Below are 13,037 nucleotides of genomic sequence, written 5' to 3'. Positions count from 1 at the left end.
ATACTGCATACAAGTTAGTGAGCTATGTAACTTTTTGTACACAAGCAAACTTATAACAGTAACTAAGGCAACAGCCATTTACAAAAAAGTGTTTTGGAGAAATCTCAATGAAAAAATTGCTTCTTGCTGCTACTGTAGCAACTTTAGCCATGAATGCAGCACAAGCAGCACCTACATTGTATGGTAAGCTCAATGTGACTTTGGATCAAATTGATAAAAATGGCTTTAAAGATGAAAGCGTAACAAAAGTAAATTCAAATGCCTCTCGTATCGGTATTAAGGGTGAAGAAAAATTAACTGAAAACCTTTCTGCTGTTTACTTAATTGAATGGCAAATCAATGCAGATGGGGACGGTGACCAATCTTTTACAAACCGTAATCGTTTTATCGGTCTTAAATCAGAAGGCGTAGGTACATTGAAAGTAGGTCAATACGACTCTTATTTCAAAACAGCAGCTGGCAGTAACCAAGATATTTTTAATGATCACAATGAACTTGATATGACCGCTATTTTAGCTGGTGAAGATCGTTTAAAAAATGTGATCGGTTTCGAAACAGATAAAAAATTATTAGGCGGCTTGGCTTTAAACGTGATGTTCCAACAAGGTGAAGAATCATCTAGTACGGAAAATTCGTCTAAAGGCTACAAAGGCAGCCGTGATGGCTTTGGTGATGGCGTTTCAGCATCGCTTACTTATGATAACAAAGACTATGGTTTAGCTGCGGCAGTTGCAGCTAACTACGGTATTGCATCTAAATACAGTGCTTATAGTTTATCTGGTATTTATACTGACGCAGTCCGCGTAACAGGTTCACTTGATTTCACAAAATTAGGTTTTGATGGTTTTGTTTTGGGTGCTTTATGGCAAACTGCTCAACCGACTGATGATACTGTGACTACAACAAGTGGTACGCCAGCTGTAATTACTACTTATAAAGGTTTACAAGAAGATGCATATGGCGTTACTGCAGCCTACAAAATCCCTTCTACACCGATCAAGTTAAAAGCACAGTATATCTCTGCTACAACTGAATCAAATGGTCGTGATGATCGTAAACAAGATCTTTATGGTCTAGGTGCTGATTATCAAATCAATAAACAAGCACGTTTCTATGGCGTAGTTGGTCAGCAAAAACGTGATTGGTTAGTGAAAGATGATAAGAAAACAACTATCGGTTTAGGTATGGAATATAACTTCTAATTTGAAGATTATCTTCTAGTGAATAAAAAAGGGCTTTATGCCCTTTTTTGTTTTTTATCATCTTACTTCTTCAAAAACCCACTCACCAAATTTAAAACATTTTGAATGTCATTATTTGCTTCTTGAGGATTAGTATTGCTCCCTTGTGGCGTTAAAGAATCAATCACTTGTGGTAAAACCGAAGCGATCGCACCATAAATCGCTTGTTTAGGTGCTTGAGTCTGCTCTGCAACCTGCTCTACCTCTTGATCGTCAAATAAATTTTGAATGTTTTGCGTTGGAATGTCCTGTGCATTTTGTTGTTGGGGATCAACCCAGCTTTGTACTTGGTTAGCCAAACCTGCATTTTTTAATTTATCCAGCGCACCTTGCAAACCGCCTTGTTTTTGAATCCAAGCCAAAATGAGTGGTAAAACGGCTATGAGTAAAGTTTGAGCTGAATTTCCACCTTTGGCACTACTTTGTTGATGACCACCATTCAACTGACCTAGCACAGAACCTAGTATTCCACCTAAACCGCCTTGTTGATTGGAGTTGCTCTGTTGTCCACCCATTTGTCCTAATACAGAACCAAGAATACCACCGAGCCCACCACTCGATTGTTGCTGACCACCTAAAGCTTGTTTTGCTAACATCTCAACGATATTGGTTAAATTTGTCATGATGCATTGTTCCTTTGGAATATTTATCCAAAAAGCATACGCTGCTTTGAAAGCATAGAACAAAATTGAATTGTTAAATTTTGCAAGAACTTGGACGCCCACTTAACTAGGTGATAGTGACCAAATAGCTTAACACTTTATGACTTACCAGCGGAATTTATTCCAGTTTTCTGGGTTTGCCCAAAACTTGGAGTTAAACCAATCCGGGACATGCTTATAGGTTAAAATATTAAACTGCCACAAAGCAAAGTCACTATCATGCGTGGTTTTATCGATCAGCTGAGTAAAACCGAGTGAGCGTAATAGCTTTTCGTCACCAATTTTACTTACGACCACAATCCGTTTTGCCATAAGGTCACGTAATTTTACCAATAACTGTGCTTTCTGAGTTTCAGTGATGTTTTGCATTTCTTCAGTGTCAAATAATACAAAACCTAAATCATAACGCTGTGTAAAAGGCAGATTTAAAAAGTCAGTTACGTTAAAATGATGCCATTGAATTGAAGCATTTTGGTCAATCTGTTGACCGATACAAAGTGCAGTATGTATGGGCTGTTCCTGAGATAAATCGTCTAGCATAGAAGTGATGACATTTTGTTCAGCCATAACTGCAACCCTTGATTGAGAAAGATGAGAGTTTATTCATGGAACTACAAGGCATTTGTCATAAAATGCATGCAGCACTCACAGCGCATAGTGTAACTGATCAATCAACGCGCAAGGCAAATGTTGAATATAAATTTATATTAGATCGTTCAGAAACTGACCTACCGTTTAATCTGGGACAAGAATTAGAGATTGAATGGACAGGTAATATTTTTTGTACTTCTTGCGGTGCAAAAACACCAAAGTCATATTCGCAAGGACATTGTTTTAAATGCTTTAAGACCAAAGCTGAATGTGACTTATGTATTATGAAGCCTGAAACCTGTCATTATCATCTCGGTACTTGCCGTGAAGATGACTTCGCACATCAGGTCTGTTTCCAACCTCATATTGTGTATTTAGCAAATTCGAGTGCGCTCAAAATTGGGATTACACGAATCGTGAATATGCCAACACGTTGGTTAGATCAAGGTGCTACTCAGGCGCTTCCTATTCTAAAAGTGGGTTCACGTCGCTTATCTGGACATTTGGAAACCATGTTCGGGACACAAATTGCAGATAAAACTGACTGGCGTAAACTGCTTAAAGGTGAAGCTGAACCATTGAATTTAATTGAGCAACGTGATCAGATTATTGAAGAATTTGCTCCAAAAATTCAAAGTATTCGTGAAGAATTCAGTCAAAACCTTGAGTTTGATGAAGGCTTAGAACTCTTAGACAACGAATTGCCGCATGAGTTCATTTATCCCGTTGAGCATTATCCTGAAAAAATTAAATCATTGAACTTAGATAAAACCCCAAAAATTCGTGGTGTATTACAGGGTATTAAAGGTCAATATCTATTATTGGACATTGGTGTAATCAATATTCGTAAATACACAGGTTATGAGTTGATTCTACGTGCATAAGAAAAAGGTGGCGTTTAAGCCACCTTTTTTAGATCGGTTCTGTTTTCAAACATTGCAAAATCGCTTGAACTGGGTCTTCGGTATCACCAGAGATCAAACGTTTATGCATACTCAAATGCTGCATCATTTGAATATGAGCCGTTTCATGATCCATTAATCTTTCAATTTCTGTAGCCAAATTTTGTGGCGTGGCATCGGCTTGAATAAGTTCCTCTATCACTTTCTTACCTGCAATAATATTAGGTAATGAATAATATGGAATTTTGACCAAGAATTTTGCAATAAGATAAGTTAGCCAATTTAACTTATAAAAAGTCACCATCGGGCGATGTAATAACATTGCTTCAAGTGTTGCTGTACCCGATGCAAGTGCCACAATATCACTGGCACTCATCACCATGCGACCAATTTTTGATTCAGAATCAATATTGTCCAAAATATGGATTTTCGACTTGAGTGTGATATCTAGATTTAAAATGCCCTGCTCAATTTGATGCTTGCGCGCCTCATTAATTGCTGGGATCAAAAATTCTAAGTCTGGGTATTTACGATGTAGAATCTCAGCAGCGCCAATGAGTAAAGGAAGTAAACGTTCAACTTCACCACGACGACTGCCGGGCAATAAGGCAATATGTATTTTATCCGCAGATAAGCCGAGCTGATGCTTTGCCTCAATGATGGGGTTTTTTAATGGCAGTTGTTTAGCAAGTGGATGACCAACAAAAGCCGCAGCAACGTCATAATTTTCATAAAATGTTTTTTCAAACGGAAATAAACACAATACGAGGTCAATACTACGTTTAATCCCATGAACACGACCCTGACGCCATGCCCATACTGATGGGCTTACGTATTGTACTGTTTTGATCGGTAAATTCTTTTCTTTGATCGTTTTGGATAAACGCAAATTAAAATCAGGTGCATCAATACCAATAAAAACATCAACCGGATGCTCCGTCCAACGTTCAACCAGACCATCGCGTACTGCAAACAGTTTTTTTAGATCTTTTAAAACCTCAACAATCCCCATAACAGATAAAATTTCCATAGGATAATAACTATGGAAACCCTCCGCGATCATTTGTGGACCGCCAATCCCCTCAAATTCAGCATCAATTCCATGTTCACGAAAACTGCGCATGAGTTTTACGCCTAGCGTATCTCCTGAAACTTCTCCGACAACGATGCCAATTTTTAGTTTTTGTTTTAACAAGACCAGCGCCCTATTTAAAAGTTTAAAAGATTCTAACAGAATGATTTTACATCACATCAGCGTAAATACTGTAATTTGTTCACAATTGGTGAAAATCAAATCAATCTAATAAATCATTATAAAAATAAAAAACTATCTAGAATTACGATGAATCTTGGATTGCGTGCCGATACATGAAACATTAATATAAACAAGAATCATTTCCATATGTGATTCTTTATCTCTCCTTTATCCTTACAAGTACACTTATGGCCAAGTCAGCATCCCCTTCATTTGCTTACCGAATGCGTATTTTTTATCGTTTCGTTTTGATATTTGTGTTGGGTTATTTTTGTATGTTGTACCTGAGCTTGAGCCTTACAGCATTATTCACATCATTATTTGCAAAAGCAGAAGCCATTTTTCTGGCGGCATTTATTTCTATCCTATTTTATGTTTGTTTCGTGATTCTCAGCTTTTGTGCCAACTCTTTAATTAAGCTTACTTTGATCAGCACAATGTTATTGGGCTTATTATTTGGCTTATCAGTAGGTTTAAATTAATGCAAAATAAAGGTGTTCGCCAATCAATGGCATGGTTGCATGCCTGGACAGGATTAATTTTTGGATGGTTATTATTTACCATTTTTTTAATGGGATCGAGTTCCTATTATCGCCACCATATAAATCTATGGATGCAGCCGCAACTGGCTGAATATCGAATCAACCAAGATACGGCTATACAAACAGCAACTCAGTATTTAGAAAAAAATGCTTCCGATGCTAAATCATGGTTTTTGAGCGTGGCGAATGATGAACAGCCAGTGAATAAAATTTACTGGGAAAAAGCCGACGGTGGTTATGAAAATCGTACTTTAGATGCAAATACAGGACAGGAATTACAACTTTCAGCGACTCAAGGTGGAGAATTTTTCTATCGTTTCCACTATCAATTATATGGAATGCCTATTTTGATTGGGCGACTGATTGCGAGCTTAGCAGCATTTGTAATGCTGATTGTTTTAATATCTGGAATCATTACCCACAAAAAAATAATTACTGATTTTTTCACTTTAAGAACCTTCAAATCACAGCGTTCATGGCTTGATTTTCACAATGTATCTTCAGTTTTAGCGCTACCCTTTTTCCTCACTATTACTTTTACGGGTTTGGCAATTTTCTTTTATTTATATTTGCCGGCTGGAATGAAAAAACTTTATCCAGATAATCCTTATCAATATTTTACTGAAATTCGAACCATTACCGAAACACAGCAATCCAATGCAGCACCTCAGCCATTAGAAGCTGTGCCTGTAGCTGAATTATTAAAACAAGTCCGTCAGCAATGGGGAGATCAAGCTTTATCGACCATTGAGGCAAAAAATCCAAATACGGATCAAGCAATCATTACCTTTAAACAACTTGAAGATCGCTCGATTACGCTTGATCAGGCCCAAATCAGTTTTAATCATACGGGTAAAATTCTGGCTAATACACGTAATAACAGCCCTGTTGCAACTTTGAATTTTGGTGTTTATAGCCTGCATATGGCGACTTTCGCTCAACCAGTACTTAGACTCGCTTTTTTCCTTTCAGGAATCTTAGGCTGTTTAATGATTGCTTCAGGTTTACTGTTGTGGAGCCTTAAACGTCAGATTCAAAACAAGTCTAACCAATTTCATTTTGGCCATTACTTGGTTGATCGCTTGAATATTGCAACTTTTATCGGTCTACCTATGGCTATGCTGAGCTATTTATTTGTAAATCGTTTTGTACATATCTCAGAAAATACGCCAAATTATGAAATCTATGCTTTTTTTAGTGTTTGGTTCTTCAGCTTTATCGTGGCTTTATTCACAAAGAAAAATTATTTATGGAAATCTCAAATCACTATTTTTGGTCTGCTGGCGATCAGCTTGCCAATTTACGACTTTATTTATCTTATTCAAAATCAACTGATTTCTGATTTTAATAGTTATTGGCTATTCTTACGCATAGATCTGTTTTTCATTTTTTGTGCATTGTTTGCCTTATTTATATATCGCAATATCCAACCTATTCAAATGAAAGCCACACAAAAGATCAAAACAAAATTAGCTAAATCAGAGGTAACAGCATGATTGTTACGAGTTTATTTCTTGTCTTGATCGGTATGTTTATCTTATATGAATGTAGCGATAAACGTCTCAGTAAATCCCCTTATCGACATCAAATCAACTCATTTAGATTCATCTTGAGACTTGCTGCTTTTTGTGTTTTTTTGATCGCGGGCGCTTTATTATGTTGGGAATATGGTCGCTCTATTGGCTTTATTAGTTGGTGGATTTTTGCAACTCCCATTACATTCTTTTTGATCTTATGGGTTAACCCACTAAAACAAAATAAGAAAAGAGAAAGCTCATAGGAAAAGATATTCACTCCATCAAGAATGAATATCTTTTAACTCAAATGAATTAATGATTGTGGTTTTTATGCTCTTCAACTGTGTCCACTTTTTCTTTGCAACACTTCATTTTTTCACAGCAATCCTTTTTATTTACCATTTCTTTGCAGCAATCAGACGCTGCAAATGTTGGAGCTGTTACGATAAAGAATACTGCTGCTAGCGTGAATTTTTTTAGATTTAACATAATGATACCTATCTATAATAAAGTTAATTTTAGTTTGTGATTTATTATCAGACACTTGGAGGCCTGTAAGGTACATGATGGATACCAATTGTTAAAAGATCAGAATAATTAAAATGAGAAGAACTGTTGTAATCCATTACTTGATCAAACAAAGAATGCATTAGATCCAACATTATCACTAGACAACAAAAACTTTTGTTACAGTGTTTTTCTGCAATTTGTTCAAACATACCAACAACATGCTGACTCATATCACAATGATGAGCATTTTTATGTTGGATGGAAAACTTTGCTTCCATGTTATGTTTTTCATTAATTTCGAACGTACTCGTATAGCTATGTGTCGTAAAACAAATCGCTAAAAAGACGAAAATTATCCGAATAACTCTAAACATAAGATCTTTGTTAAATTGCATCCTAGCATTTTGACAGAATAAATGATCTTATTTGCTCAATGCAATTAAATAACGATCGATAACATTTCCAACTGATTCAACATAATTTCTTTATCTTTTTTTTGCATAAGTAAATCATTTTTCATCACAACGCCTTATACAAAAGAAGCATAAGATATGCTGTTTTCTGTATAAATTAGGCATATCAGCAATGTTTGGTCCCATTGAATTTATTTTAGCTGGCGTATTGGTTGGTTTCTGTGTAGGAATCACTGGTGTTGGCGGTGGTTCATTGATGACACCAATCTTAATTAGCTTATTCAAAATTGAACCTCATATTGCGATTGGTACAGATCTGCTTTATGCCTCGATCTCTAAGTTTTGCGGTTCTTTGGTTCATGCCAAAAAACTGAATATCGTCTGGCCGATTGTCATATGGCTTGCATTGGGTAGCATCCCTGCTTCCTTCGCCACAACATGGGTACTTGAGCACCATCTTAGTCAATCTACCCACTATAAATCAGTACTGACCATGGTATTGGGCGTGATGCTTACTTTGACTGGTGTTTCAATTATCTTTCGCGCTCAGATTGAAAAGTTTTTTGATCGTTTTAGAAATCGTGAACAAGCCGATATGGAAAGTGAACAACATGCTCTCCAACACAAACGCCGTTATATTTGGATCATGGGCGTTGTATTAGGTGTGTTGGTTACCCTTTCATCTGTTGGGGCGGGTGCTTTCGGTATTATGGCATTGGTTTTGATGTTTCCAAATTTACCCATGATTCGCATTATCGGCTCGGATGTCGTGCATGCAGTCTTATTAACTGCTGTCGCTGGCTTAGGCCATATGTCTTCTGGCAATGTTGATTTCAGCTTATTAATGTGGTTATTGGTTGGCTCTATTCCTGCCATTGTTGTAGGTACACTGATTAGCTCTCGATTGCCTGAAAGATTTATCAGAAAAATATTAGGGATAACGCTCTTTGCTCTCGGTTTAAACTTTATTGTGAATCCTGTAAAAGCAAAACCTAAGCCTGTTGAAACAGCTCAAGTGGTCATGAATCAACACACAACTCATTCTACGACAATAGTTTAAGTCTTAAATAGCCGATTGTTTATACACAATTTGTTTGAATCGCTAGTTAATCAATCGGTTTTTCGTGCTATATTCGTAGACAAATTAACCTCTTCTTTCGATTGAATTTGTGACAGCAATGAATACTCTACAGTCAAATCCAGTTTCTCAGCCAGATATCGACGACGTTAACATTAAAAGTATCCAGACTTTGATTACTCCTGCAGAACTTAAACGTGATCTTCCTTTATCAGAAATCGCGTCTCAAACCGTACTCAAAGGACGTAATACCGTTCGTAATATTTTAGATGGTAATGACAAACGTCTGTTTGTCGTCATTGGACCATGTTCGATTCATGATCCTAAAGCTGCTCATGAATATGCGGATCGTTTAAAAGTATTAAGTGAAAAAGTAAAAGATACGCTTTACATCATCATGCGCGTGTATTTTGAGAAACCACGTACGACTGTTGGCTGGAAAGGTTTAATTAACGATCCTGATATGAATGACTCTTTCAATATTGAGAAAGGCTTACATATTGGTCGTGGATTGCTGCTCGAATTGAATGAAAAAGGTTTACCTTGTGCAACTGAAGCACTGGATCCTAACTCACCGCAATACTATCAAGACTTGATTTCTTGGTCGGCAATTGGTGCGCGTACTACAGAAAGCCAAACACACCGTGAAATGTCTTCAGGTTTATCTTCACCTGTAGGTTTCAAAAATGGTACGGATGGTGGTTTAACAGTTGCAACCAATGCAATGCAATCAGTAAAACATGGTCACAGCTTCTTGGGTCTAAATGAAAGTGGTCAAGTTGCGATTATCAATACCAAAGGTAATCCTTATGCACACGTAGTTTTACGTGGTGGTAATGGCAAACCAAACTATGATGCAACCTCTGTTGCTGAAGCGGAAGCAGCTTTAGCCAAAGCTAAAGTAAGCACAAAGATCATGATTGACACCAGTCATGCCAACTCAAACAAAGACCCATACCTACAACCATTGGTTTTGAAAAACATCACTGAACAGATTCTTGATGGAAATAAATCAATCGTTGGTATCATGGTTGAAAGTCACTTAAAAGGTGGTCGTCAGGATATCCCTGAAAATTTATGCGACCTCGAATACGGTAAATCTGTAACCGATGGTTGTATTGATTGGGAAACCACGGAAAAAGCTTTATTAGAAATGCACGAAGCCTTGAAAGATGTTTTACCAAATCGTTAGTCTTTAAATAGATGTAAAACAGGCTCTCATGAGCCTGTTTTTATATTTAAAATCTTTATTAATTTGTCATGATTTACCAAATCTTGAATTACTTTCTCTATATTTAGTCGATTAACATTTTGTACAACAATAAGATTTTGTTCTAGAAAATACTGTTGTGAGTATAGGTCATCATTTATTGTTTGCACCAATCGAACAGGGTCATAAAAGTTCAGTTCAAATTTTTGATGCTCATAAGTCATTATTAATGTAATACATCCTTTAGCTTCCCATATCCTCTCTTCTAAATCAAAACCATGAGGGTAATCTAAGCTGTAATTTTTCATTTCTTATCTGGCAATGTTTTAATATGTTTTGAACTGTAACATTTTTTTATTTATACTGCTGCCACTTTTCTCCCTACGACGTCTCGTTGATATGAACTCCAGTTTTCGTCAACATTTGCAAAAGTGGCGTGCCTTCATCGGCGCGGTAACATTGCTTTGTTTACTCTGGCATATCTTATTACCAACAATGGTACATACTGGTGTCGTACCCGCACTTTATGCAATGCCATCGCATTGCCAAGTCACAGAGATTCAAAAAGTCACACTGCTATCAGCACAAGTGCACAGTAACCATCATACTGAACATCATCACCATTCAATTGAGCAGCATAAACATCACCTTGAGCATGCTCAGCATGGTTCGCAACTCAGTGAATATGCACAACAAGTTTATGCACTGGCTAGCCAAATCATGAAACATTGTCCACTGTGCACCTATGGTTTAGATGCAGCCGCAATTATTCCATTGCTTGGCTTGATAATTATTTTCTTATTGGCTTGGTTTAGTCGTGTACGCTGCCTATGCCATGCGTGGACAAAAGACCTGCACATCCCACGTATTTTCTATATATTCCCGATTAAACAAGCCCCACCTTTCGCTCTTTAAATCGCAATTTTATACATCGTATCCACCCTATCGCTGCGATACATCTCACTTATTGCTATTTATAGAGTTTCAAAATGACAACTTCTTTTCGTTTGTCCGTCTTAACGGCTGCGTGCCTGTCTGTGACTTACAGTTCATTGACGAATGCCGAAGCAAATCCAGCTCAAGACACCAAAACCTTAGCACCTATTGTGGTCACAGCAAGTCGTGAAGGTGAATCCATCCGTAATACCCCTGCTGCAATTAGTCAAATTAATAATCAGGCTTTGGCCGACAAAAATGCCACTTTTATCGGGCAATTGGTCAATCAAACCCCTGGCGTTTTGATGAATGACTTGGGTAATGAACAACATATGATGTCAATTCGACAGCCAATCACGACCGCAGCAGTTTATCAATATCTTGAAGATGGTATTTCAGTTCGTCCCGTCGGCGTATTTAACCACAATGCACTTTATGAACTTAATCTTGCAGGCATTGATCGAATTGAAATCTTACGTGGTCCAGCCAGTAGCTTATATGGAAGTAATGCTATCGGTGGCACGATTAACTTCCTAACTAAAGCACCAAGTCTAACGCCCACTGCTGAAATCGGCATACGCTCAAGTACGGAAGGCTATCGCCGTCTGGATCTAGGTGCATCAAACACCTTTGCGACTGAATTTGGTGAACATGGTCTACGGTTGTCTGGATACGCAAGTGATCGTGGCGATAGCTGGCAAGATCATGCTGAAAGCAATAAGCAAAGTCTTACGCTTCGACATGATTGGCGCATTTCCGATGCCACACAAATCAAAAATATCGTGAGCTATAACCATCTAAAAGCAGACATGACAGGAAGCCTGAACGCTAAAGATTTTAGTGAGCGTCCTGGCTACAGTTATCAGACATTTACCTATCGTGAAGTTGACTCTACTCGCCTGTCTTCGCAAATTAGTCATGCGTGGAATGATCTCAATCAAACTCAAGCAACACTATATTATCGAGACAACACCACTGAACAAAATCCAAGTTATAGCATCCGTACTGACATGCGAAATGGTGTTCCTACTGGCACCTATACAGGTCAAACCACTTACAATCAGTTCAAATCTTATGGCTTAAATTTGCAACACACTACAAGCTTTAATCAAATAAAGTGGATTGTTGGGACAATGGCTGAACACACGCCAAACAAAGCTAAAACTAATGATATTGAAGTATTTCGTGATCCAGAAACACGTATTTATACTGGTTTTCAACCAAGAAAATTGCTACGTGACTTCAATGTAGACGTTGACAATCAAGCTATTTACACGCAACTAAATTGGCAAACATTCGATAACTTAAATCTAGTCGCTGGCGCTCGCTATGACTGGATTAAATATGATTATCAAAACAATTTAACTCCATCAAATGTGACAGGTGCACCTGATGAAACTCGTCGCTTCCATAAAGCAAGTCCACAACTTGGCTTTATCTGGAATGCTCATCCACAACTAGATATCTATAGCAACTGGTCACAGGGTTTTGTACCACCTGAGGTCAGTAGTTTATATGGTGCAAATCTGGTTACGCCAAATTTGTCAGAGGCCACATTTAACAATATTGACTTGGGTATACGTTTCAAGCTTTTCGATGAACGTTTAGACGGTGAAGTCACCCTCTATCGTTTAGATGGTGAGGATGAGGTGATTAGTTATACCAAACCTGATAATACCCGTGAACCACGTAATGCAGGTAAAACACGACATCAAGGGATAGAGATTGGTGGTACTTGGAATATTTCTGAGCAATATGATCAACGCTTGAAACTATCTGGAAGTTGGGCGAAACATGAGTTTAAACAATTTCAACCCTCAGCAAGCTTAAATTACGATGGTAACCGAATGCCAAGCTCTCCTAAAGCTTTTGGCACGATTGAATATCAAATTAAACCTATTCCTGAGTTACTGTTAGCGGCTGAAGGAGTTTATGTCGGTTCATACTGGATCAATGATGCCAATACCGAAAAATATGATGGGCATACACTATTAAATCTACGTGCAACCTATCGCCGGAATGCATATGAAATCTATGGTCATATCATCAATGCCACAGATGTACATTATGCTGAAAGCACTTCATACAGCAATAATCAGGCGAGTTATACACCTGCAGCACCACGGACTTACCTTTTAGGTTTAAGCTATCATTTCGGAAAATAATCTAACGGGGTACAG

14 protein-coding genes are annotated in these 13,037 nt (G+C 37.7%); 9 read left to right on the top strand and 5 right to left on the bottom strand.

Annotated elements, in window-relative coordinates; translation table 11 throughout:
• Positions 1 to 107 precede the first annotated feature (107 nt).
• A complete protein-coding gene (locus tag DK207_RS10800; protein WP_109441168.1) occupies positions 108 to 1,202 on the top strand; it encodes a porin in 1,095 nt (364 codons plus the stop codon).
• Positions 1,203 to 1,264: 62 nt separating this feature from the next.
• On the opposite strand, the gene DK207_RS10795 is transcribed toward DK207_RS10800, so the two are convergent.
• Together DK207_RS10795 and DK207_RS10790 are read right to left on the bottom strand one after the other, a co-directional pair.
• On the bottom strand, positions 1,265 to 1,864 hold the full coding sequence (locus DK207_RS10795) for a YidB family protein (protein ID WP_109441167.1): 600 nt from the start codon (positions 1,862 to 1,864) through the stop codon (positions 1,265 to 1,267).
• A gap of 144 nt (positions 1,865 to 2,008) precedes the next feature.
• Positions 2,009 to 2,470 carry a DUF6231 family protein gene (locus tag DK207_RS10790; protein ID WP_109441166.1) on the bottom strand — a complete coding sequence of 154 codons (462 nt, stop codon included), beginning with the start codon at positions 2,468 to 2,470 and terminating at the stop codon, positions 2,009 to 2,011.
• A 38-nt stretch (positions 2,471 to 2,508) separates the two neighbouring features.
• Between DK207_RS10790 and DK207_RS10785 the strand changes: the two genes are divergently transcribed.
• Positions 2,509 to 3,378 carry a DUF2797 domain-containing protein gene (locus DK207_RS10785; protein WP_109441165.1) on the top strand — a complete coding sequence of 290 codons (870 nt, stop codon included), beginning with the start codon at positions 2,509 to 2,511 and terminating at the stop codon, positions 3,376 to 3,378.
• A 28-nt stretch (positions 3,379 to 3,406) separates the two neighbouring features.
• Here the strand turns inward: DK207_RS10785 and lpxB are convergent, their stop codons facing one another.
• Positions 3,407 to 4,591, bottom strand: coding sequence for a lipid-A-disaccharide synthase (gene lpxB / locus DK207_RS10780; protein ID WP_109441164.1), 1,185 nt, complete (start codon positions 4,589 to 4,591; stop codon positions 3,407 to 3,409).
• 248 nt (positions 4,592 to 4,839) lie between these two features.
• On the opposite strand from lpxB, the gene DK207_RS15945 reads away from it, so the two are divergent.
• From DK207_RS15945 to DK207_RS15940, 3 genes are read left to right on the top strand one after another with little or no spacing between them, the layout of a single operon-like run.
• A complete protein-coding gene (locus tag DK207_RS15945) occupies positions 4,840 to 5,133 on the top strand; it encodes a hypothetical protein (protein ID WP_109441163.1) in 294 nt (97 codons plus the stop codon).
• Positions 5,133 to 6,689, top strand: coding sequence for a PepSY-associated TM helix domain-containing protein (locus DK207_RS10770; protein WP_109441162.1), 1,557 nt, complete (start codon positions 5,133 to 5,135; stop codon positions 6,687 to 6,689). Before DK207_RS15945 ends, DK207_RS10770 begins: the two co-directional genes overlap by 1 nt.
• Positions 6,686 to 6,973: a DUF1634 domain-containing protein gene (locus DK207_RS15940; protein ID WP_109441161.1), complete on the top strand. Its 288-nt coding sequence runs from the start codon at positions 6,686 to 6,688 to the stop codon at positions 6,971 to 6,973. The genes DK207_RS10770 and DK207_RS15940 overlap by 4 nt, the downstream gene beginning before the upstream one ends.
• A gap of 49 nt (positions 6,974 to 7,022) precedes the next feature.
• On the opposite strand, the gene DK207_RS15835 is transcribed toward DK207_RS15940, so the two are convergent.
• Complete coding sequence (locus DK207_RS15835; RefSeq protein WP_171293666.1) at positions 7,023 to 7,199, bottom strand: hypothetical protein; 177 nt, start codon at positions 7,197 to 7,199, stop codon at positions 7,023 to 7,025.
• Positions 7,200 to 7,805: 606 nt separating this feature from the next.
• Between DK207_RS15835 and DK207_RS10755 the strand changes: the two genes are divergently transcribed.
• The gene (locus tag DK207_RS10755; RefSeq protein ID WP_109441159.1) at positions 7,806 to 8,693 is read left to right on the top strand and encodes a sulfite exporter TauE/SafE family protein; all 888 of its coding nucleotides are present in this window, start codon (positions 7,806 to 7,808) and stop codon (positions 8,691 to 8,693) included.
• 118 nt (positions 8,694 to 8,811) lie between these two features.
• Positions 8,812 to 9,903, top strand: a complete 1,092-nt coding sequence (locus DK207_RS10750) for a 3-deoxy-7-phosphoheptulonate synthase (protein WP_004639065.1) — start codon at positions 8,812 to 8,814, stop codon at positions 9,901 to 9,903.
• 26 nt (positions 9,904 to 9,929) lie between these two features.
• Here the strand turns inward: DK207_RS10750 and DK207_RS10745 are convergent, their stop codons facing one another.
• On the bottom strand, positions 9,930 to 10,229 hold the full coding sequence (locus DK207_RS10745) for a hypothetical protein (RefSeq protein ID WP_109441158.1): 300 nt from the start codon (positions 10,227 to 10,229) through the stop codon (positions 9,930 to 9,932).
• A gap of 91 nt (positions 10,230 to 10,320) precedes the next feature.
• Between DK207_RS10745 and DK207_RS10740 the strand changes: the two genes are divergently transcribed.
• Together DK207_RS10740 and DK207_RS10735 are read left to right on the top strand one after the other, a co-directional pair.
• A complete protein-coding gene (locus DK207_RS10740; protein ID WP_109441157.1) occupies positions 10,321 to 10,836 on the top strand; it encodes a hypothetical protein in 516 nt (171 codons plus the stop codon).
• A gap of 74 nt (positions 10,837 to 10,910) precedes the next feature.
• Positions 10,911 to 13,022 (top strand): TonB-dependent receptor, encoded by a 2,112-nt coding sequence (locus DK207_RS10735; RefSeq protein ID WP_109441156.1) that lies wholly within the window; start codon positions 10,911 to 10,913, stop codon positions 13,020 to 13,022.
• Positions 13,023 to 13,037: the final 15 nt, after the last annotated feature.

This window comes from Acinetobacter haemolyticus (genome assembly GCF_900406815.1).
Lineage (GTDB): Bacteria > Pseudomonadota > Gammaproteobacteria > Pseudomonadales > Moraxellaceae > Acinetobacter > Acinetobacter haemolyticus_A.
This window is presented reverse-complemented; position numbering and strand designations above follow the sequence as displayed.

Coding starts and splice junctions, on each gene's coding strand:
- DK207_RS10745 (WP_109441158.1), bottom strand. CDS start 10,229: ATGAAAAATTACAGCTTAGATTACCCTCATGGTTTTGATTTAGAAGAG.
- DK207_RS10750 (WP_004639065.1), top strand. CDS start 8,812: ATGAATACTCTACAGTCAAATCCAGTTTCTCAGCCAGATATCGACGAC.
- DK207_RS10800 (WP_109441168.1), top strand. CDS start 108: ATGAAAAAATTGCTTCTTGCTGCTACTGTAGCAACTTTAGCCATGAAT.
- DK207_RS15945 (WP_109441163.1), top strand. CDS start 4,840: ATGGCCAAGTCAGCATCCCCTTCATTTGCTTACCGAATGCGTATTTTT.
- DK207_RS10735 (WP_109441156.1), top strand. CDS start 10,911: ATGACAACTTCTTTTCGTTTGTCCGTCTTAACGGCTGCGTGCCTGTCT.
- DK207_RS15835 (WP_171293666.1), bottom strand. CDS start 7,199: ATGTTAAATCTAAAAAAATTCACGCTAGCAGCAGTATTCTTTATCGTA.
- DK207_RS10790 (WP_109441166.1), bottom strand. CDS start 2,470: ATGGCTGAACAAAATGTCATCACTTCTATGCTAGACGATTTATCTCAG.
- DK207_RS10755 (WP_109441159.1), top strand. CDS start 7,806: ATGTTTGGTCCCATTGAATTTATTTTAGCTGGCGTATTGGTTGGTTTC.
- DK207_RS10795 (WP_109441167.1), bottom strand. CDS start 1,864: ATGACAAATTTAACCAATATCGTTGAGATGTTAGCAAAACAAGCTTTA.
- DK207_RS15940 (WP_109441161.1), top strand. CDS start 6,686: ATGATTGTTACGAGTTTATTTCTTGTCTTGATCGGTATGTTTATCTTA.
- DK207_RS10785 (WP_109441165.1), top strand. CDS start 2,509: ATGGAACTACAAGGCATTTGTCATAAAATGCATGCAGCACTCACAGCG.
- DK207_RS10740 (WP_109441157.1), top strand. CDS start 10,321: ATGAACTCCAGTTTTCGTCAACATTTGCAAAAGTGGCGTGCCTTCATC.
- DK207_RS10770 (WP_109441162.1), top strand. CDS start 5,133: ATGCAAAATAAAGGTGTTCGCCAATCAATGGCATGGTTGCATGCCTGG.